Origin of the sequence: Dictyobacter vulcani, assembly GCF_008974265.1 — a bacterium.
Taxonomy (GTDB): Bacteria; Chloroflexota; Ktedonobacteria; order Ktedonobacterales; family Ktedonobacteraceae; genus Dictyobacter; species Dictyobacter vulcani.
The window spans coordinates 1047083-1068208 of the sequence record NZ_BKZW01000001.1 but is presented as its reverse complement, the minus strand read 5'-3'; the positions used below and the strand labels follow the sequence as shown (position 1 = coordinate 1068208).

The 21126-nt window shown below is 47.7% G+C and carries 18 protein-coding genes and 2 tRNA genes; 17 read left to right on the top strand and 3 right to left on the bottom strand.

What is annotated here, in order from left to right; genetic code table 11:
• The first annotated feature begins 27 nt into the window (after window positions 1–27).
• From KDW_RS04480 to KDW_RS04465, 4 genes are all read left to right on the top strand, one after another.
• The gene (locus KDW_RS04480; RefSeq protein ID WP_151754854.1) at window positions 28–1203 is read left to right on the top strand and encodes a 1-deoxy-D-xylulose-5-phosphate reductoisomerase; all 1176 of its coding nucleotides are present in this window, start codon (window positions 28–30) and stop codon (window positions 1201–1203) included.
• A gap of 128 nt (window positions 1204–1331) precedes the next feature.
• Window positions 1332–2534: a M50 family metallopeptidase gene (locus KDW_RS04475; protein WP_151754853.1), complete on the top strand. Its 1203-nt coding sequence runs from the start codon at window positions 1332–1334 to the stop codon at window positions 2532–2534.
• 19 nt (window positions 2535–2553) lie between these two features.
• A complete protein-coding gene (gene ispG / locus KDW_RS04470) occupies window positions 2554–3792 on the top strand; it encodes a flavodoxin-dependent (E)-4-hydroxy-3-methylbut-2-enyl-diphosphate synthase (RefSeq protein WP_151754852.1) in 1239 nt (412 codons plus the stop codon).
• Between the two features lie 409 nt (window positions 3793–4201).
• Window positions 4202–5614: a S53 family peptidase gene (locus KDW_RS04465; protein WP_151754851.1), complete on the top strand. Its 1413-nt coding sequence runs from the start codon at window positions 4202–4204 to the stop codon at window positions 5612–5614.
• Between the two features lie 137 nt (window positions 5615–5751).
• Here KDW_RS04465 and KDW_RS04460 read toward each other — a convergent pair.
• Both KDW_RS04460 and KDW_RS04455 read right to left on the bottom strand, forming a co-directional pair.
• Window positions 5752–5828: transfer RNA gene (locus KDW_RS04460), tRNA-Val, on the bottom strand.
• Between the two features lie 38 nt (window positions 5829–5866).
• A tRNA-Val gene (locus KDW_RS04455) sits at window positions 5867–5940 on the bottom strand.
• Between the two features lie 332 nt (window positions 5941–6272).
• On the opposite strand from KDW_RS04455, the gene KDW_RS31535 reads away from it, so the two are divergent.
• The 11 genes from KDW_RS31535 (at window position 6273) to KDW_RS04405 (ending at window position 17065) form a co-directional block, all read left to right on the top strand.
• A complete protein-coding gene (locus KDW_RS31535) occupies window positions 6273–6425 on the top strand; it encodes a hypothetical protein (RefSeq protein WP_162004939.1) in 153 nt (50 codons plus the stop codon).
• A 45-nt stretch (window positions 6426–6470) separates the two neighbouring features.
• Entirely contained in the window at window positions 6471–9131 is a 2661-nt protein-coding gene (locus KDW_RS32655; RefSeq protein WP_151754850.1) for a CHAP domain-containing protein, read from the top strand.
• A 27-nt stretch (window positions 9132–9158) separates the two neighbouring features.
• On the top strand, window positions 9159–10817 hold the full coding sequence (aroB, locus tag KDW_RS04445; RefSeq protein WP_151754849.1) for a 3-dehydroquinate synthase: 1659 nt from the start codon (window positions 9159–9161) through the stop codon (window positions 10815–10817).
• Window positions 10818–10823: 6 nt separating this feature from the next.
• Window positions 10824–11261: a type II 3-dehydroquinate dehydratase gene (aroQ, locus tag KDW_RS04440; RefSeq protein WP_151754848.1), complete on the top strand. Its 438-nt coding sequence runs from the start codon at window positions 10824–10826 to the stop codon at window positions 11259–11261.
• Window positions 11262–11277: 16 nt separating this feature from the next.
• A complete protein-coding gene (locus KDW_RS04435; RefSeq protein WP_151754847.1) occupies window positions 11278–12378 on the top strand; it encodes a M24 family metallopeptidase in 1101 nt (366 codons plus the stop codon).
• Between the two features lie 15 nt (window positions 12379–12393).
• Window positions 12394–12951 carry an elongation factor P gene (gene efp / locus KDW_RS04430; RefSeq protein WP_151754846.1) on the top strand — a complete coding sequence of 186 codons (558 nt, stop codon included), beginning with the start codon at window positions 12394–12396 and terminating at the stop codon, window positions 12949–12951.
• A gap of 79 nt (window positions 12952–13030) precedes the next feature.
• Window positions 13031–13555: an acetyl-CoA carboxylase biotin carboxyl carrier protein gene (locus KDW_RS04425; protein WP_151754845.1), complete on the top strand. Its 525-nt coding sequence runs from the start codon at window positions 13031–13033 to the stop codon at window positions 13553–13555.
• 5 nt (window positions 13556–13560) lie between these two features.
• Entirely contained in the window at window positions 13561–14781 is a 1221-nt protein-coding gene (gene xseA / locus KDW_RS04420; RefSeq protein WP_151754844.1) for an exodeoxyribonuclease VII large subunit, read from the top strand.
• A gap of 23 nt (window positions 14782–14804) precedes the next feature.
• Window positions 14805–15029, top strand: coding sequence for an exodeoxyribonuclease VII small subunit (gene xseB, locus KDW_RS04415; protein ID WP_151754843.1), 225 nt, complete (start codon window positions 14805–14807; stop codon window positions 15027–15029).
• Between the two features lie 20 nt (window positions 15030–15049).
• A complete protein-coding gene (locus KDW_RS04410) occupies window positions 15050–15496 on the top strand; it encodes a divergent PAP2 family protein (RefSeq protein ID WP_151754842.1) in 447 nt (148 codons plus the stop codon).
• 840 nt (window positions 15497–16336) lie between these two features.
• Complete coding sequence (locus KDW_RS04405) at window positions 16337–17065, top strand: response regulator transcription factor (protein ID WP_151754841.1); 729 nt, start codon at window positions 16337–16339, stop codon at window positions 17063–17065.
• 740 nt (window positions 17066–17805) lie between these two features.
• Here the strand turns inward: KDW_RS04405 and KDW_RS04400 are convergent.
• The gene (locus KDW_RS04400) at window positions 17806–18480 is read right to left on the bottom strand and encodes a sugar transferase (RefSeq protein WP_198925189.1); all 675 of its coding nucleotides are present in this window, start codon (window positions 18478–18480) and stop codon (window positions 17806–17808) included.
• Between the two features lie 379 nt (window positions 18481–18859).
• Between KDW_RS04400 and KDW_RS04395 the strand changes: the two genes are divergently transcribed.
• A complete protein-coding gene (locus KDW_RS04395; protein WP_233097611.1) occupies window positions 18860–19987 on the top strand; it encodes a DegT/DnrJ/EryC1/StrS family aminotransferase in 1128 nt (375 codons plus the stop codon).
• 47 nt (window positions 19988–20034) lie between these two features.
• Window positions 20035–21042 (top strand): Gfo/Idh/MocA family protein, encoded by a 1008-nt coding sequence (locus KDW_RS04390; RefSeq protein WP_151754839.1) that lies wholly within the window; start codon window positions 20035–20037, stop codon window positions 21040–21042.
• Window positions 21043–21126 lie beyond the last annotated feature (84 nt).

The window sequence follows — 21126 nt, the reverse complement described above, 5'->3', positions numbered from 1 at the left end:
TTACAATATTTTCATAGGTTAAATTTCATGACAACGTTCCCTAAACGTATTGCTTTATTAGGAAGTACGGGCTCAATTGGTCGGCAAACCCTCGATGTTGTGCGGCGCTTTCCCGAACATTTTCGTATCGTGGCTATGGCGGCGCGCAGTAATGTGGATTTGCTGGCACAGCAGGTACAGGAATTTCAACCCGAGTTAGTGACCTGTTTCGCGGATACCCCTGAGGTTGAGGCCAAAGCACGACGATTACTGCCGCAGGCTTTGATCGGTGAGCAAGGTTTACTCGCCGTTGCGACACATAGCGATGCAGACATTGTCGTGGCGGCTACCTCAGGCTTAGTTGGACTGATGCCCACGCTGGCCGCGATTGGTGCTGGTAAGACGATTGCACTGGCAAATAAAGAGACGTTGGTGATGGCAGGTCATCTGGTAACGCAGGCGGCTCAACGGGTAGGTGTGCCTATTTATCCCATTGATAGTGAGCATAGTGCCATCTGGCAATGTTTACGGGGTGAAGAAACATCTTCCATTCATCGCCTGTTATTGACCGCATCTGGAGGACCCTTCCGAGCGACTCCTTTAGAAGAGTTAAAGACCGTCACGGTCAAGCAAGCTCTGGCGCATCCAACCTGGAGTATGGGACCAAAAATTACCATTGATAGCGCCACCTTGATGAATAAGGCTCTTGAAGTTATTGAGTCCCATTGGCTCTTCGGGGTCCCATACGAGAAGATGGAAGTTGTGGTGCATCCTGAAAGCATTATTCACTCCATGGTTGAGTTTATCGATGGCTCTGTGAAGATGCAGGCCAGTCTACCAAGTATGCATCTCCCGATTATGAACGCTCTCGCCTATCCTGATCGCCTGGATTCTGCCGAGACGGATTTTATCCGTGAGCTGCGCTGGGCCGATGTGGCCTCCCTCCATTTTGAGGACCTGGATCTTGAACGTTTCCCTTGTTTCCGGCTGGCTGTTGAGGCTGGAAAACGTGGTGGGACGTATCCTTGTGTTCTGGTAGGAGCTGATGAGGAGGCGGTCGAGCTGTTCTTGACGAGGAAAATTAGCTATATAGAAATTGCGCAGTTGATTGATGCGGCTTTGGAACGGCATCAATCAATCGAGCAACCAGATGTAGCTGCGACCCTTGATGCCTGTGCCTGGGCACGTCGCACTGTCCGAGAGTTATGGAAGAAACGTGCTTAGGGAGTTAGTGGCGGCAATGTATTCAAATGGTAATCGTGCATGTTGCTGACACAGAGTTTGTGCAGTGGCTTACACGCTTGCATGGCAAGATAATGTAATTGGACATTTGCTGAGTAAAGGAATAAGGGATGAGCTGGTATATACTCGCGGTTATTCCGGTTTTGGGATTACTTGTGTTTGTTCACGAGCTTGGCCATTTTATGGCGGCGAAGTGGGCTGGTATTCGAGTTGAAGAGTTCGGTATGGGCTTTCCCCCCAACGTGGTGAGTTTGCGCAAACGTGAGCGGGGTGGTTGGGAGGTTTTATGGTTTGGACGCGGCAGCTCGGTTGTTGATACCAGCAATATCCAGGATCCTTTTGGCAATGCGAGTGTTGATGAGCATGCCCCCATACCTGAGCGCACTCTCTACTCGTTCAATCTTTTGCCACTTGGTGGTTTTGTGCGTATGGCAGGTGAGAGTGGCGATACTGTAGATGAGCAGGGGCGCTATGATGAAGGCAGCTTTGCCGCCAAGACAGCGGGCAAGCGTATCATTGTGCTCTGCGCTGGCGTGTTTATGAATTTTCTCCTGGGTATTGTGTTGTTTACGGTTGCGTATGGTCTGGGTGAGCCAGTGGCATCACCAACCGCAATGATTGGTTCGATACAGCCAAACTCGCCTGCTGCTGCCGCTGGTCTGAAGGTTGATGATACGGTCTTAACTGTGAATGGTAAGGCTGTCAAAGACTTTACTGATATGTTTAATGTTGTCAGTGATGCGATTAGAGCAGATAAAGGGAAACATAATACTGTGCCGTTGCAGTTGACAGTCCGGCACCAGAAGGAAGCCGCTCCGGTAGCTATTACTGTCAATGCACGTGCCCATCCAGCACCGGGCCAGGGGGCAATGGGTGTTGGAAGCAAAACAGTGATTATGCACTATCCTTTATGGCAGGCTCCCTATCGAGGCATTCTGCATACCTTTGATTTTATTCGTCAATATCTGACCATTATTGGTAAGATGATTATTGGTGCTATTCAGCCTCAATTTTCTGGACCGGTTGGCATTGCGCAGGTGACACAGACTGTGGCAGAGCAGACCCCTGTCGTTGGCTGGTGGCCCATTTTAAGTCTGACAGCCGCTTTAAGTTTGAATTTAGCAATTTTTAACATTTTACCTTTCCCCGCTCTGGATGGTGGACGCGTCTTTCTCATATTGGTTGAGATTTTGCGTGGCGGTAAGCGTTTGAAACCTGAGCGTGAAGGGCTGATAAATCTGGTTGGTTTTGCTTTACTATTAGTTCTCATGGTTGTGGTCACGGTCAGTGATCTCATGCATTGGAACGGCTAAACGGAGTTTACTTTCAATTATGCGAAAAAAAACACGACAAATACATGTAGGTAATCTTGCAATCGGTGGAGACGCACCAATTGCCGTTCAATCTATGACCACTACCTATACACGTGATGTGGACGCAACTGTTGCACAGATTCAACGCTTGCAGGACGTAGGTTGTGAACTGGTGCGTGTCGCTGTACCAGAGATGGAAGATGCCGTTGTTTTAAGTGAGATTAAAAAACGCATTAATATCCCCCTGGTTGTTGATATCCATTACAATCCAGAATTAGCGCTTGAGTCAATTCGTCAGGGTGTTGATAAAGTACGTATCAATCCAGGCAATCTCTTACGTGGACGGAAGTCGTTAGAGGAGATCGTGCTGGCGGCCAAAGAACGTAATGTCGCGATGCGTATTGGTGTCAATTCTGGTTCGATCGATGCCCTGGATAAGGTTGCGCAGATGCAACGTGTGCAGGTGCGTTTGCGCGATGATGGTACTCTGGAGCGTTCAGATCCCGCCGAGGCACGGCGTATTGAGCGTGAAAATCTGGCTGAACGGATGGTCACTCGTGCTTTAGAGTATATTAGCTGGTGTGAAGAGCTGGATTATCACAATATTGATGTCTCGCTGAAATCATCAACCGTCCTCACGGCAGTTGAAGCGTATCGTCGCTTCTCGCAGCGCTCTGATTATCCTTTGCACCTGGGCATTACTGAGGCTGGTACCCTGGTGACGGGCGCGGTTAAATCGTCGGTGGGATTAGGTTTGCTGCTGGCAGAAGGTATTGGTGACACAATTCGTGTTAGCTTGAGTGCTGAGCCAGAAGAAGAGATTCCAGTCGCCTTTGAGATTCTGCGTTCACTCGAGTTGCGTAATCGTGGTGTCACCTTCGTCTCCTGTCCTTCTTGTGGCCGCGTTGAGATTGATGTGATCAGCGTCGCGAATGAAGTTGAAAAACGACTTTCAAAAGTGCAGACCCCTATTCAGGTTGCCGTGATGGGCTGTGTTGTCAATGGTCCTGGCGAATCCCGGGATGCGGATGTTGGTCTGGCCGGCGGAAAAGGAAAGGGCGTCATTTTCCGTAAAGGTCAGGTCGTCAAGACTGTTCCTGAAGATCAATTCCTGGATGCAGTCCTGAAAGAGGTTGCTAGCCTCTTGCCGGAGGCAGAAGCCAAACTGGTCTATCCTGAAGGCGGCATTAAAGATATTGCTGGTACCCATCGCACTCGCGATGAAGGGATGAATCTCCCTATTCTACCCCGCGCATAAGATAGTAGATTTAAATTCTATAGTGCGGCTCCTGGTCCATGAAAAGAAAGACCAGGAGCCGCACTTTATCCTCAACCTTTCTTTTCAGCTTTGCTCGAATTTTGTTGCTCATAATGTTGCGTAAATTTACTAAATAGTACTTTTTTCCTGGCAATTTTCAGACAGTTTATAAATGAAAATGATGATGATGTTTATATGTACTGTTTCATTGTGTGTCAAAGTGTGTTTTGATAGTAATATATCTTCCATTTAGTTACTACCTACTAATCATGTTTGTTTGAATATTCCCATATTTTAGTATTTCCAGGATTTCAACTGGCAAATTGAATTATTATCTTCTATACTTAAGAAGTAGCTATTCCCTATAGACACTTTTAACTATATTATTTTAAAGTATGGAGGATATCTTATGACGCAGAGACGTATGGTAGCTCCCGAGATGCTGTATGGATTTTTCGCCTGTACACTTCTATTAGCTCTATTGGCGTCAGGTGCCGCAGCACAAACCGTGGATGCTCATACATCGAGTCATACCAATCCGCATTCGGTAGTTAATCCCCACCATATTTATGCGGGAACAGTGCAAGACAAGACCTTTAATTGTCAATCGAATACGGCCCCCGTACGTTGTTATGGACCCAAGCAGATTCGTACTGCGTATAGCATTCAGCCACTGTTGGATAAAGGTATCACTGGTAAAGGTCGCTCGATTGTGATCCTTGACGCTTACAGTGCTCCCCACATCCAGGATGATCTGCATGCGTTTGATCAGCTCTTTGGCTTGAACGATCCCACGTTGAACATCGTTCCTGGCCAGGGTTCCTTAACTCCATTTGATGGTAGCCCAGAACAGACTGGTTGGGCTGGCGAGATTGCGTTGGACGTTGAATGGTCCCACGCGGTAGCACCAGATGCCACCATCAACCTGGTGCTGGCGAAGAGCAGTAACGACAGTGACCTGCAAGCTTCACTCCAGTATGCCATCGATAACAATCTCGGTGATACCGTTTCGATGAGCTTTGGCGAAGCTGAGAGTTGTTTGGACGCTGCAACCACACAGAGCTGGCACAAAACCTTCCAGGCTGCTGCCCGCAAGCATATCACGCTGTTCGCCTCCGCTGGTGACCAGGGTGCTGCTCAGCCTTCCTGTGATGGTAGCTCATACATCCTTTCCGCCTCATCCCCTGCCAACGATCCATTCGTAACAGGTGTTGGTGGTACCCAACTCGTCGCTGACGCTGTTACAGGTGCCTACCAGAGCGAGACCACCTGGAATGAGCCACAATTCGGCGCTGGTACTGGTGGTGGCTTCAGCAAAGTTTATAGCAAGCCATTCTACCAGTATGGTCTGTCTAATATCCCAGGTAAAGAGCGCGGTGTTCCTGATGTAGCTTATAACGCAGCCATCAATGGTGGCGTGTTGACTGTTACTTCAGATAGCGGTGCTGGACTCGGAAGAGTCTTCATCTTTGGTGGTACGAGCGCTGGTTCTCCCCAGTGGGCTGGTATTGCTGCTCTGGCCAGCCAGTATGGTAACAAACGTGTTGGCTTCATCAATCCTGTCGTTTATCTGCTCTTTGGCCGCATAAACGGCATCTATTCCGCAACCTTCCATGACATCACATCCGGCAACAATACCTTCACTTTTGTGGACAATGCTGGTAACACAGTAACGATTCCCGGATATGAGGCGAAAAAAGGTTGGGATGCCACGACTGGTTGGGGTTCACCGGTCGTTTCCAAGCTTGTACCTCTCCTGTCTCTGTTGACCGGTGGTGAACACGAGCATGAATTCGATGCCCAGACCGCAACCATCAAATAGCTACACATGGTTCTGATGTCCCTGCTAACCCGGGGGCATCAGTGCCCGACTTATAACAACTTTCCTCCTTGCTGATTTGATCAGCACAAAAAGGGACCGCCCACTTACCTGAATAAGTGGGCGGTCCCTTTTTGTGCTGGTGGTCGATACAGAACTCGAATCTGTGACCTCTACGATGTCAACGTAGCGCTCTAACCAACTGAGCTAATCGACCAGGAATAAATGATGGAAAAGTATTTCCAGGTGTATAAGTGGGCGATACAGAACTCGAATCTGTGACCTCTACGATGTCAACGTAGCGCTCTAACCAACTGAGCTAATCGCCCTCAACGGAGACAATAATAGCATCGATCTTACCTGTTGTCAAGCACTTTGCCGCAAAAAATTTCATGCGCGGGGCTGGTAGATAAGATACTCCGTATCGGATGAGGTTTATGGCTCTCTCTACACACGTAAGTACTAAAAATGAGGATGGGTGCCTTGATTCCTTATAAGTACAATGTTATAATTTTCTGTATGTCAGGGGTGCCTATTTTTTACAATTCCTGATAAGACTGTCTGCTACCTTTGCAACTGATATATCAATCTGTGTGTCTATAGACACACCTTTTGTTTTGTGGTTCGAAATATTTGCATTGATGTATCTGATTGCATACTAGTGAAAAGCAATCGTGACTGCCGCTCACCCGCGGCTCAGACGTCGCTACAACTCATCTACCGAAAGCTGATCAGCATCGCGGAACATGGTGCTGCCTGGCAGGCGACGTTACGTACACGATTGAATAGCCATACTATTCAGGGAAGTAACTAATCGTCCTTTTACCATCCCTGCATTTCTTAGGAAGGTGTGACCTGTATGCTTGTTTCAGCCCAGGGAAGGATGCTGAAGGCAACACGTATGTTTGGCGGTTACTCGCGTCACCGCATCCGGGTAAAAAGTGTTGGCGTATTTCTTCTCTGTATGCTCATCTTTGTACAATTCTCGCCTTTAATAGCTACTCCAGTGAGTGCACGGGCTAATGTTCAGCATATGCCGAACTGGTGTGGTGCTTCCTATTTTTCGCCGGATGGCAATCCCTATATGCTTTGTCCAGGTCCTTATCCTCTGGGAGGAAACTGTGTCTGGTGGGCCTGGGAACAATGGCATTTACTCGGCTATAATTTGCCAGTGAACTGGGGTAATGCAGCTGACTGGGCCATGGATGCAACGGGTGCCGGTTTTAGTGTGGGAACAACACCACGTGTAGCTTCGATTGCCGTCTTTCCTGTAGGAGATGGAACCTGGGCTGCAGGCTCGGCCGGGCATGTCGCTTTTGTGACTGCTGTGAGTGCCGATGGTGCTAGTTTTGATGTGACCTACCAAAACTTCAATGATCCGAAATACATGTATGCCAGTAAGAATTACAATGTTTCGGTCATTAATCAGCCTCGCTATCAAAATGGTCAGTTACGCTTTATTTACTTTCCGCACAAAGTTGACGCCACTTTGTTTGCGAAATTGCCAGGTATGGGAAACTTTGGCGATCCCATCGCTTCGGTGAATCAGGCGAATACCGCCTTAAATACTTCTTCGACGAGCCCTGATAGCAATGCAGGCGTTACTGATACGACAGGTGCTACCAATACTGCTGTCACTCAGCAGCAGGCGACGTATACCAGTGATCGTATCGCTTTAGGACTATCACCGGCGTCATCTGATCAAGAGTTTAATGCTGACTTTACCGGGACCGGTGCCAGCAATCTGTTGCTTTATAATCGACAGCGCGGCGGGATTCAGATCTATAAATTGAATCAGCAGCGGGTGCCCTCGCAAAAAGTCCGGCCTCACTTGATTGATGGTGCGCCAGATGATGAACTGCTCCATGTACCTGATGCGGCCTCTCCATTGGTGGATCTGGGAGATGCCACTACTCCGACAGGTGGGTGGGGTTCAACATTGGATATCCATATTGGAAATTTCTCTGGTGGCAAGGCTTCTGAAATTCTGTTATATGATCGTGTGGCTGGCACGCTACAACTTTTACGTCTGGATGCCAATCTTCACATCAAAAAGCACATTTCTTTGGCTGATATCGGAACTGGGTGGGAGATTTCTGTTGGACGCTTTAATGGAAAGAGCAGTGGCATTTTCATGTACAAGCGTTTTGCTCAGGCTCTTACGGATCCTGCTCCTGTTGCCAATACCGATCCGACTGTTGTTGATCCACCAACAAACACACCGGGTACGCCGACGCCAACAGCTACGGCAACACCTGATGTAACGCCAACCGTAAAAGCGACGCCAACCGTGAAGGCGACGCCTACGCCAAAGGTTACACCTACACCAAAGGCTACGGCAACACCAGTTGTAAAGCCAACGCCAACGGTGACAGTTACGCCACCAGCGACGGCTACGCCAACGCCAACGGCGACAGCAACGCCAACGGCGACAGCAACGTCACCAGTCGCGCCTACCCAGACGCCGGTCGTGACGGCTACGCCACAACCGACAGCGGTGCCAACGCCGGTGCCAACTACAGCGCCTGCTGCCACACAAACGGCAGCGCCGACCCAAACACCTGCTGCTTCAGCGACTGCACAACCGACAAAGACGACGGCCGTGCAAAAGACTGCTCAAACCAGGTACGTTGTACCTGCGGATGAGACTGCTAATAAGTCTAGTACTACAGGTATAGAACTGAGTGGTAGTCCGTTGAATGATTGGGAGAAGCAGGGGCGTAGCGCGAATGTCCAGGTTATAGATTTTAAGCCGGATCTGACCATCCTGCATCAGCAAAGCTATACTCTCTGGCATTCGAACTGGGAGGTTTATGTTGGGCGCTTCGTCAATGCGCAGCAGGATGGAGTTTTCCTGTATGATCGTACCATGGGCGAAGGTCGGATCATGGATTTTGATCAGCAGTTAGTGGTACGCGACTATCATGAGCAGCACCATCTGGATGGCAACTGGGTGGTCTACAGTGGTGATTTCATTGATGCTGGTCGCGCCCAGGTACTCCTGTATGATCCTGTTAGTGGTGACATCCAGGTCTTGAAGTTTGATCAGCACCTGGTCCTGGCACAGCAGAAATTACAATCGAGCGTAGGGACACACAAAATCCTGTATGTAGGCCACTTTGGTATGCCGACGCTCAGCGTTATGTTGTATGACAGTCAGACGGCGCAAAGCACTTTTGTTGCCTTTGATAAAAAACTAGATATTGCCCATCAGTATCTGGTCAAAACCTGGGATCAGCGCTGGCAGATTCTGGTCGGAGCTTTTACGAATCGTGCTAATTGTACGCAGAGCTCTGATTGTTCCAAAGATGATACCATCCTGGTTCTCAATCGGCAGACTGGACAACTTGAACAATATGTCTTTTCCTTCGGTCGTGAGTTTTCTGTGTATGATAATCGTATTCAGTCTTTCTTACGTACCGGGGCATCTGTACAAGAGCACGTGAAGTCGGTGGATACAACGGTATTCAGTGTCGTCAATTCTTTGAGCACCAGTATTCGTAATGAAGAGCTCTATTAAAGGCGAAATCGTGATACAATAGCCACTATGCGACATGTGTTTTTGATTGGGTTGTCTGGGAGTGGAAAAAGTACCGTCGGGCGTCTTTTAGCGCAGCGACTGGGACGTCCCTTACTGGATGTCGACGCGCTCATCGAACAGGAGTATGGAGAGCGCATTCCTGCAATTTTTGCACGACATGGTGAGGCTCATTTCCGCTCCCTGGAGGCCCGCATCCTGGCTCAAGCCATTCAGCAACCATCAAATGCCATCATCGTTACCGGTGGTGGCATTGTTGTATTGCCAGAGAATCGCGCGTTAATGGCGCAATCTGGCGTGCGTGTGTTCCTCCAGGTTGATCCGCTGATTTCGCTCAGGCGTTTGCAGGCTCAACATGCACACGAGCAACAAAGCGGTCAGGTGGTGGAAGTACGCCCTCTCTTATCGGGTCCTGATCCTCTGGCTAATTTACAGAAGATGCTGGCAGTTCGTGAGGCGTGGTATCAAGAAGCTGAATATACCTGTTTTACGCAGGGAAAACAGGCTGAGCAGGTAGCTCTGGAGATTATGACGATGCTTGATGATTCCACTTCCCCTGAACAGGTAACTTCAATGATACGGCGAGTTCATATCGGTGCTGGCTATGATGCAGTTGTAGAGTGGGGAGGACTGTCACGCCTGGCTACTTATCTGAAACAACTCCAACTTCCTCCACGGATATTTCTTGTGACAGATAGCAATATCCATGATTTTTATATTCCTGCACTCCTCCAACAATTGACTGCCGCTGGCTTTGAGCCTCAGGTCTATACACTGCCAGCAGGGGAGGGCAGTAAGTCCCAGCAACAACTCTTTGCCCTGTACGACTGGTTGCTGGAACATCAGGCCGAGCGTCGTGAGGCTCTGGTTGCGCTGGGTGGTGGCGTGGTTGGAGATCTGGTTGGATTTGTGGCTGCGACCTATTTGCGTGGAGTTCCCTTAATTCAGGTACCCACTTCATTACTAGCACAGGTGGATTCCGCTATAGGTGGCAAAACTGGTATCAACCATCCTCGCGGCAAAAATTTAATTGGTGCTTTTTATCATCCGCGCCTGGTATTGGCCGATCCTGCTACGCTTCTTTCGCTGCCGACGCGCTCACGTATCGAGGGATGGGCAGAAATTGTAAAGTATGGTATCATACTTGACGCTGAGTTGTTCTCCCTCCTGGAGGAGCATGCGAACGCATTGCGAGATTTCTCCCAGCCTCCTGTCGCGCTACTCTGTCGCATCATTGCTCGTTGCATAGACATTAAAGCAGGTGTGATTGAGGAAGATGAGCGGGAACAAGGGCAGCGAGCTATCTTGAATTATGGCCACACCTTTGGACACGCCCTGGAGAACGTTTCTGGTTATGGCGAATGGCTGCATGGTGAGGCGATTTCAATTGGCATGGTCGTGGCGGCTGAACTTGCTCAAGAGGCAGGTTTGTTTGATGAACAGGATGCTATGCGCCAGAATCAATTGCTGGCTGCTCTGGGATTACCGATTGCCTATACGGGTAAGGTGCGAGCACAAGACATTCTGGCGGCCATGCAGCTGGATAAAAAGGTGGTTGGCAAGCGTGTGCGTTGGATTATGCCCAGACAGATTGGCAAGGTAGAGATTACGCCGTTGCCAGATGAGCTGGTTGAGCGTGTCATTACAACGTTCATGGGAGAAAAGTAAGAAGAAATGCGCAATTTCCTCATTCTAAGTGGCCCAAATCTCAATATGTTAGGTACGCGTGAACCTGGAATTTATGGTACGATGACTTTGGAGCAGATCCATGCTGCGGTTCGTGAACGTGCAACCACGCTGGGTGTGAGCGTTGAGTGTTTCCAATCCAACCACGAAGGGGCGTTGATCGACTATATTCAGCAACAGCGCCAACGTGCCGCTGGCATTGTTATCAATCCTGGCGCATTGACACATTATTCGATTGCCTTGCGCGATGCTCTGGCTGATGCTGCTTTGCCCACGATTGAGGTACACTTAAGCAATGTGTATGCCCGTGAGGAATTTCGTCAGCATTCGGTAATCGCTCCAGTCTGTCGAGGGCAAATAGCTGGTCTGGGATGGCTTGGCTACCGATTGGCCCTGGAGGCTTTGACAACATTGGTAAACGAGTGAGGAGAAAAAGATAACTATGAGTCAAGAAAGCATACAACAATTTCGGTCATGGATCGCCGAGCAGGGACTGGATGCTTTTTATGTGACACAGCCACAGAGTGCTTCTTATTTGAGTGGATGGCTCAATGATGAGGAGGGCGCTGGTTCTGTTGTTGTCAGTGCGCAACAACAGATTCTTTTCACCAATCCATTGTATGGTGAGGTTGCCGCGCGTGAAGCTCCAGGCTGGGATGTTGTCATTCCTGCTGGCCGCAATTATACCAGCGCACTTGTCTCTCTCGCTCAGGAGCATGGTTGGCAGAAGATCGGTTTTGAGTCAACGGTAGTGAGCTATGCCAGTTATGAGCAGTTACGCCAGGCTGGCGAGGGTATTTTTACCTTGCATCCGTTTGCGGAATCGGTCGTCAATAGCCTGCGCTATGTCAAACAGCCGCATGAATTGGAACTGCTGAAGCGTGCTATCGCCATTACTGATGAGACATTTACGCACCTGTGCCAATGGATTCAGCCAGGCATGACCGAGCAAGATGTGGCGTGGGAAATATCTCGTAAAATGGTGGAGTTAGGTGCAGATGGTACATCGTTTAATTCGATTGTTGCCTCGGGTCCCAATGGATCGATGCCTCATGCGATTCCAGGCCAGCGTCAGATTCAACGGGGTGAGCTGATTACCATTGATATGGGCGCGCGCTATAAAGGTTACTGTGCTGATATGACGCGTACAATCTGCCTGGGTGAGCCAGCCGAGCCCCGCATGAAAGAGGTGTATGAGACTGTTTTGCGCGCCATGAAGACCTGCGAGCAGGGGTTGCATGCCGGCTTATCCGGTCGGGAAGCTGATGCCCTGGCACGTAATGTATTGGCAGAAGCAGGACTGGCAGAGTACTATATCCATAGCACTGGCCATGGTGTCGGTCTGGAGATACATGAAAATCCTTCGCTTTCACAACGTGCCCCTGAAGATGTCACATTGCCAGCGGGCTCTGTCGTGACGGTTGAACCAGGTGTCTATATTCCTGGATGGACAGGTACCCGCGTAGAGGATTGCGTGTTGGTTAAAGAAGATGGTGTTGAAGTATTAACGCAGTCACCAACTGATCTGGTGATTCAGCGCTAAAGGAGATTTTTGTTCATGATTTCAACTGGTGATTTGAAAAAAGGTGTCACGATCGAGTTTGAGGGGCAGTTGTGTTCGATTCTTGAGTGGCAACATGTAAAGATTGGTCGCGGTGGCGCGATTGTGCGTCTGAAATTGCGTAACTTGCGTTCGGGCGCGACGGTAGATCGTACCTGCGATGCCGGTGATAAATTCAAACGTATTTACCTGGATCGCTCAAATGTCACGTACCAATATCAAGAGGGCGAGCAGTATCACTTTATGGATACCAGTACCTATGAAGATATTGTATTAATGGAATCACAGTTAGGTGAAGCCAAAAATTATCTGGTTGATAATCTGGAATTGGATATTATTCGTTATAACGAAGAGCCAATATCTGTCGAGCTCCCTGAGAAGCTGGTCTTACGGGTTACCTACACCGAGCCTGGCTATAAAGGGGATACCGCTACCGGTGGAAACAAGCCAGCTACGACCGAGACCGGTCTGGTTGTGCAGGTGCCACTGTTTATCTCTAGCGATGATCTAATTCGTGTCAACACCACAACTGGTACCTACGTCGAGCGTGCTTAAACGTTCATCCTGGCCGTCTCAACATGGCTTGTTGTGACGGCTAGCTTTTACCGCCTATCTACTATATTGGAGTCGTTTTATGGGTCGCAACAGAAAGAATCCTGCTGAGGTCGAAACAATGTCGAATGAGAATTCCGTCCCGACCAAACAGATAAGTGTTGAGCAACTGCAACGATTAGTCCGGTTGCTAGATGAGAGTGATGTCTCTGAACTTGAGATCAAGCGTGCTGAAGCAGGGATGCAACTGGTGTTGCGCAAAGCGAAATTGCAAGCGGGTAGCCAGGTGGAGTCTTATCCAGTCCTTGCTACTGAAGATGATCTTGCTGCGACATCTACCCCTACTCCCAGCGATACCAGACATACTATTAACGCATCTCTTGTCGGTATTTTTCATAGCTGGGGTAAACCAAAAGGAAATCCATTGGTTGCGGTCGGAGATCGCGTCAAAGCAGGACAGCTTGTGGGCACAATTCAATCATTGAATGTGATTAACGAGGTTGAAAGCACCCATGCTGGTCGTGTCGTCGAGATCCTGATCCAGGATGGTCAGGCGGTTGAATATGGCCAACAATTGATCGTGATCGATAGCTCAGAGGAGGCGTAAGCCCTATGCTCTTTCAAGACTCTCTCGGCACCCCATCTGCAATCAGTGTTTCGGCTCTTTCACTTTATCTGAAAGAACTGCTCGAGACCAATGATATTTTGCAAAATATTTGGGTGCACGGTGAAGTCTCGAATTGTAAAACCTATCCTTCTGGTCATTGTTATTTTACGCTAAAAGAGGGCGATGCCCAGTTGCCATGTGTGTTTTTTAAAAACGCTCGGCTCCGAACCTCGGCTCCTCCTTTGCGTGATGGCATGGCATTGGCCGTGAATGGTCGTGTGTCATTTTACGAGCGTGATGGCAAACTTCAGTTTTATGTGGATGAAGTTATGTCCCTGGGTGAAGGAGCCCTCTTTCGCAAATTTGAGCGGCTGAAAGCCCAGTTAGAGGCTGAGGGACTATTCGATCCCGCTCGTAAACGCCCCTTGCCAGTCCAACCTGCTATAATCGGTATTGTGAGTTCGCCTCAGGCTGCCGCTTTACGAGATATGCTACGAACATTGCGTAATCGGTATCCTCTGGCACAGGTTATTTTTGCGCCCTCTCTGGTGCAGGGCGCTGAGGCTCCAGCATCCATTGCCGCGGCATTGGATCTGTTGAATGAGCACGGTGAAGCCGATGTAATTATCGTTGGACGTGGTGGTGGATCTATTGAGGAATTATGGGCTTTCAATGAAGAGATTGTGGCCCGTGCCATCGCTCGCTCACGTATTCCCGTGATCAGTGGAGTTGGACATGAGACCGATTTTACGATCGCCGATTTTGTGGCTGATCATCGTGCCTCAACCCCAACGGGAGCAGCGACCGCGGCCGTTCCTGATATCTCGGATTGGCAAGAAGATCTGGCCGCTAAAGAGCAATTGTTGACCACCCTGATGCTTGACCATATTGCAGACCTGAAAGATCAGATGTCGTATGCGCTGCGCGACTTACAGCGCGCTAGCCCGCAGAATAGCATCATTCAGCGCCGTCAGCAACTGGATGAATATACTGATCGCTTGCAGAATCATATGCAACATATCATCTCCTTGCGAACTGAGCAACTGCGTGGGGTAAGTTTACAACTGCACTCCTTGAGTCCACTCTTAACGATTGCTCGTGGTTATGCTGTTGTACGCAAGCAGGATCAAACAGTTGTCACGAACGTGCATCAGGTTAAGGCTGGTGAGGTTTTGAGCATTCAAGTTCAGGATGGACACCTATCTGTCGAAGTCCGTCCTTCATGAGAAAAGATTTGCGAGGGGACAAGATGGATTCTTTGTCATTTGAAGAAGCGTTTGAACAACTAGAAGCTGCTATCACGGCGTTGCAAGAAGGGAAAATACCCCTCGATCAGGCGTTAAAGCAGTATCAAGATGGCATGCATCTGGCACAATATTGCAACGGACTCCTGCAACAAGCAGAGCTCTCGGTGCAGAAACTTAGTGTTGAGGAGAGTACTGATACACTCTCTCTTTCACCCCTGGATTTATAAAGGGGGAGATACGGAAACGTATGTTTAATAGCACCTCGATTTTTGATAATCGCGTCTTAGTCGCGGCCTTTCTGGCCTGGGCGATTGCTCAGGTAAGTAAGACCATTCTTGAATTATTTAAGCAGCGTAAACTTGCCCTGGGCCGGTTGGTTTCTTCGGGTGGGATGCCCAGCTCTCACTCAGCCCTGGTTACAGGTCTGGCGACTGCCGCTGGCCGTACACTGGGAGTTGCATCGGCCGACTTTGCAATAGCGGTTGTGTTAGCCAGCATTGTGATGTATGATGCCGCTGGCGTGCGTCGTGCTGTGAGCATTCAGGCACGTATCCTCAACCAGATGATCGAAGAAGCATTTCAAGGTAGCCCTATGGCAGAAAAGCGCCTGCGTGAACTTATTGGTCATACGCCAATACAAGTAGTTGTGGGTGGAATTCTTGGGATCTGTGTAGGATTTCTGTGCACGCGATAATCTGTATTATAGAGCATAGTAGCATATTTATGCATAAATATAATTACTTCTAAGTCCAGCAAGCCCCGGGCCGGCGGTCCGGGGCTGTGATCCGCTTTTCTTCCTCCTGTAGTACTATACGCTGTAAGCATCGCAATGCCGATATATCCACTGTACTTCTCTATAATGATTTCATATATCTTTAGATTTAACAGTAATGCTTAAAAGCGATCATAGTGAAAAACAGTGGAAAGGTGCACTACCACTACAAATTGTGACCTATTACCAGAGAGATACATTGAAATTTAAAAGTGTATAAGGTATAGTCTTCATCAGGTGATAAACAAAGACTACAACCAGGTCATCCTTTGACGCTTTTAGTGCATCCAACATCTTCATAATTGGAATTTGGTGATTTTTAAGTAAAAACACAATTATAAGATTAATGTGCTACAAGACTTTTAGATCCAGCTTTACTACAAAAAAATATATCGATACCTCACTTCAGTTTTAAATATCAAAGCTTATAAATACAACGAATAAAAGCCATGTTATAAATATTTACCTGCCTGGCGTTTATATCATAGTGTAGAGAGAAATATATTTCACATGCCTTTCATGGATGTGAACTACCACTGGCTGAAGACTTAGAAAAAAATTTTTGCTCAACAAATTTTTTTAGTTGTATATTGAAATATGTATGTGCGACATTATAGAACCAGGTAAGTGTGTGGAAATATCTGATAGCGATGAGTCAGGTGTGTATAGTGCAATCTGTAGTTGATAGTAATGTCACTTTCCATACCTCTTCGTCTACAGATATTTAATGGTAAATGGTGATAACAAAGTTGGGAGGAGACAATGAAATTATTGGTCATCGACAGTGACCGTGATTTGGTCGAGATGCTTACGAGCTGGTTAAAGACACTGGGCTATGAAGTTCATCGAGCATATACAGCGGAACGCGCCGAACTCGAATGGTTGGAGCAGAAGCCAGACCTTGTTATTATGGATACGGCATTGAAAGATGTTGATCTTCTGGCTCTCTGCCGCGATTTGCGTATAAAACATGATGCCTTGACCCTCGTTGTGACAGATGGCAAAGATGTACAGGATGAGGTACGTTGCCTGGAATCTGGAGCGGATGATTACTTGCGCAAACCCTTTTTCCCCTCCCAATTGCTCGCACGTATTCGTTCTGTCAGCCGTCGCTCTCGAGGTACATTGGAGCGTCGACCCTCTTCACTTATTCATGTTGGGCCAATCTGTGTCGATTCTCTTCACAACGAAGTGACTGTGAATGGCAAAACCTTGCGATTAACACCAACCGAAAGTAAAATGTTGCATTTCTTAGCGATTAATGCTAACGATGTGTGTACGGCAAATCAAATTGTGACACACGTCTGGGGCTATGATGGCGATGGTGATGCTTGTCTCATTAAAGCCCATATCCGGCACCTGCGTCAGAAAATAGAGCCTGATCCAGGTAATCCATATTACATCCTGACGGTTCCCGGAGTTGGTTATACCCTGTTGCGCCGTTCAGCGGACGATGAGGCAATCCGTCCTCTACGTGTCGTTTCTAGATAAGTACTATCCATACATATGAACATTTTGTGCGAGTGGCTTATCATCTTTCAGCAGTGTTTTTTGACAATTTCTTGCTTATCTTTGTTTATGTCAGTCTATTCTATAAAATGATGATGGGCCTACCCGCACAAGATCAGTGCAGATAAAAGCAGTGTTTGAACCTCTACTTCCTTTGCTAATTACCACCTCACTTTTCATGAATTCAACATCTCTCTTCTATGTACATCTTCTATTATTAGAAGGAGGAATCTTGTTATATAGAGAGATGATATGTGCCATAGATACGGAGAAAAAGGAAAAAAATCTAACGCCTACCTGGCGAATGTGATGTTTCTGGTGCCCAGATTAACTCCACTTCGGCGCGTGCCTTTCAGGTATCGTGCTCTTTTACCTCTGAGCTTGATGCTGCGCTATCAATGTATTGTCGTTGGAAAGTCCCACCGTGTTTTAACTGTGGCAATTGCAGATCAGGGGAGCGTGTGTATTTTTCCGTATATTGGCCATTTGACCGGTTGTCAGATCTTCGCTGTTATCATTGATGCACGCTGTATGCATCTTATTTTAAGACGTTTAGAACAAGCTGAGCGTGAGGAACAACCTAAACATAGATGTCGACAACACGTGCTTTCACAAGCAGGCCCCATGATACCACCGCTACAAACGATGATACAGTTTCTTACTTCTCCAAATAAGAAACTGTATCATCGTTTGGAATAAGCGTATATATATATTGGGATGTATTATGCACCACCGCGGGAAAATATCATTACTGGAACTGTAAGAATGATAAGCTTAAGGTCATTCCATAGCGATTGATGTTCAAGGTATTCAATATCCATCTCAACCATGTTTTGGAATGTTACCCGTGAGCGGCCATACACCTGCCATGTGCCGGTTAAGCCAGGTTTCCCTACCATGCGTAACCACTCATGAGACGTATACAACTCCACTTCATAGGGCAATGGAGGTCGTGGCCCGACTAAAGACATCTGGCCTCTCAGTACATTCCAAAATTGTGGAAGCTCGTCGAGGCTGGTTTTACGGATAAAGCGGCCGATTTTAGTAATGCGCGGATCATGAACATGTTTGTATGACATTTTGCCCGTATTGTCTTCATTGAGTTTTTGACCATTCATGTATTGGAGAATTTTTTCACGATGGGCCCTCTGGTCACTATTTACATACATTGATCGAAATTTCAGCATCTCAAATTCGGTCCCATTTTGCCCAATTCGCTTCTGGCGAAAAAAAATAGGACCATCAGAATTTACTTTAATACAGATCGCAACCACGATACCAACCAGAATCACCAATGGTGCAATGAGAAGCGTAAATGCAATATCTAGTATACGCTTTGCTCTCAGGTAGCCCGTATTGATGCTGATCGTTCGGACGGGCGCCGACTGAACAACCATTGTTTCCTCCCCCAATATGCACATGAAAAAAGCTTTAATATTTCACAGTCTCTATTCATTCTGATTTCAATAGTATATGACTCAGGTGTACAATCGGTGAGTATTTTTATGGAGATATGGTAAAGAGTTGTAAAATAGGTGATAAAAACGTAAGCCCCCCTAAGCTTGATTTGCTTAGGGTTGTGTATTCTTTACTGATTAGCCCTACCTTAACCTATCTTACACCCTTATAATCATCTAATTACTACCTTTATTTGCTATTATAGTCAGCATGAGTCTATGTTTAATAAATGTATAAAGTGGGTCGTTTTGGGGAATTTGGTGTAACGAGGCTGCGAAAAGAGAATGATTAGCTATTATTAAGGAGTGATAAAAAATAGTGGCATCTGAACATGTACCTCTTGTAGATTTGCGCGCTCAATATCTGGCATTAAAACCTGAAATTATGGCGGCTTTTGAAGAAGTTTTGGAAGGTATGCAATTGTTCATCGGACCTCGCCAGAAGGCCTTTGAACAAGAATTTGCCGCGTATTGTGGATGTCAGCATGGTGTGGGGAATGCTTCTGGGACAAATGCGCTTGAGCTTGCGCTGCGGGCGTGCGATATTGGTTCTGGTGATGAAGTCATTACTGTATCAAACACGTTTATTGCGACAGTTGAAGCCATTGCTCAGGTTGGTGCTATTCCAGTGTTTGTTGATATTGATCCTGAAACCTACCTGATGAATTGGCAACAACTGGCAAGTGTTTTGACCCCACGTACCCGGGCTATCGTTCCTGTACATCTCTACGGTCATCCTGTCGAGATGAAACCCGTGATGGATTTTGCTCACGCTCATGGATTACGTGTGATTGAAGATGCTTCGCAGGCTCATGGTGCCACTTATCAGGGACAACGGGTTGGTTCATTTGGCGATATTGGTTGTTTTAGCCTCTATTTCAGTAAAAATCTCGGGGCTTTCGGGGAGGCTGGTATCTGTACAACGAATGATGCCGAGCTGGCAGAGAAAATGCGTATGTATCGCGACCATGGATCAAGGGTGCGTTATTTGCACGAAGTGATCGGCTCCAATGCGCGTATGGATGAGTTACAGGCGGCTGTTTTGCTGATCAAGATGCCGCACCTTGAGCGTTGGAATGCAGCTCGTCAGGCCCATGCCCGAGTATATACTGAACATTTACGCAATGTCGTTGATGCCGTGCCGGTGGAGCGTGGGTGGGGAAGTCATGTGTATTGTTATTACGTCATTCAGGTTCCACAACGTGACCTTTTCCGCTCAATCCTTCAGGCAGAGAATATTGGAACGAACATCCATTATCCTACCCCCCTCCATCTTCAGCCTGCCTGTGCTCGATATGGATATAAGCCAGGGATGTTGCCGATTACAGAAGCCCTGGCCTCACGAATTGTTTCCTTACCTATGTATCCAGAGTTGACTGAGTCCCAGCTTCAGCATGTGATCCATACGGTTACGAAATATGCTAATTCTCTTGCCTCGCAGCGTTAATGATCATTGTAAAGACTCTTCAGGTAACGTTCTAAAGGAATGAGTACATGAGAACAGATCTACGTTTTGGCCTTATTGGTTGGGGATATTGGGGTCCCAAGATTGCCCGTAATCTGGATGGCCTTTCCCAGGCATCAGTGACAATGGTAGCGGATCTGGATCAGAATCGATTGGCCTCGGTTGCTGTTAATCAGCCCTGGATCAAAACCACCACCGATTTTCACGACATATTAAATTCTGATGTGGATGGTGTGGTGATCGCGGCACCCGTGCGTGCTCATTATCGCCTGGCAAAAGAGGCTTTACTACATGGAAAGCATGTGCTGGTAGAGAAACCACTGACCGCCAGTGTGGCTGAAGCTGAGGAATTAGTTGAGCTGGCACAGCAGCGGAAACTTATTTTGATGGTGGGCCACACGTTTGAGTATAGCCCGGCCGTGAATGAACTGCGCAAGCTGGTCCAGAATGGCGACCTGGGCAAAATCTATTGTGTGGAAGCCGAACGTGTCAATTTAGGTTTGTTTCGCAGTGATATTAATGTTATCTGGGATCTGGCACCACACGATGTATCGATATTGCTTTATCTATTTGGTAAAGCTCCTGAGCGCGTCAAGGTGCAGGCAAATGCCCATTTGCAGTCTCATATCTGCGATGTTGCTCATCTGGACTTAGAATTTCCTGATCAGATGACAGCACATATTCACGTGAGCTGGCTGCATCCATGTAAAATTCGCCGTGTTACTGTCATTGGTGATGCCAGGATGGTGGTTTATGATGATACTAATCCATCAGAGATGATCAAAGTCTATAATAAAGGCGCGGATGTTCATGCTGATCCTGTGGTTTCGTATCGCCATGGTGCGATTACTATTCCTCATATCGATTGGGTCGAGCCGTTGCGCCTGGAATGCGAAGACTTTGTCAATTCCATTCTGACTGGAAAGCAACCCCGGGCGAATGGTGAGGTTGGCCTGGCCGTTGTGCGCGTTTTGGAGGCTGCTCAGGCGGCTTTGGAGAAGCAAGAGAATATCAGTGCTGCCGTGACCGTGAAGTAGGTTTTTTGTGGCTCTCAATGTGAAAGAGATGGACGTGGTAACAGATATGCTGCGGCCGCGTCCATCTCTTTTGTTGAAATGTTG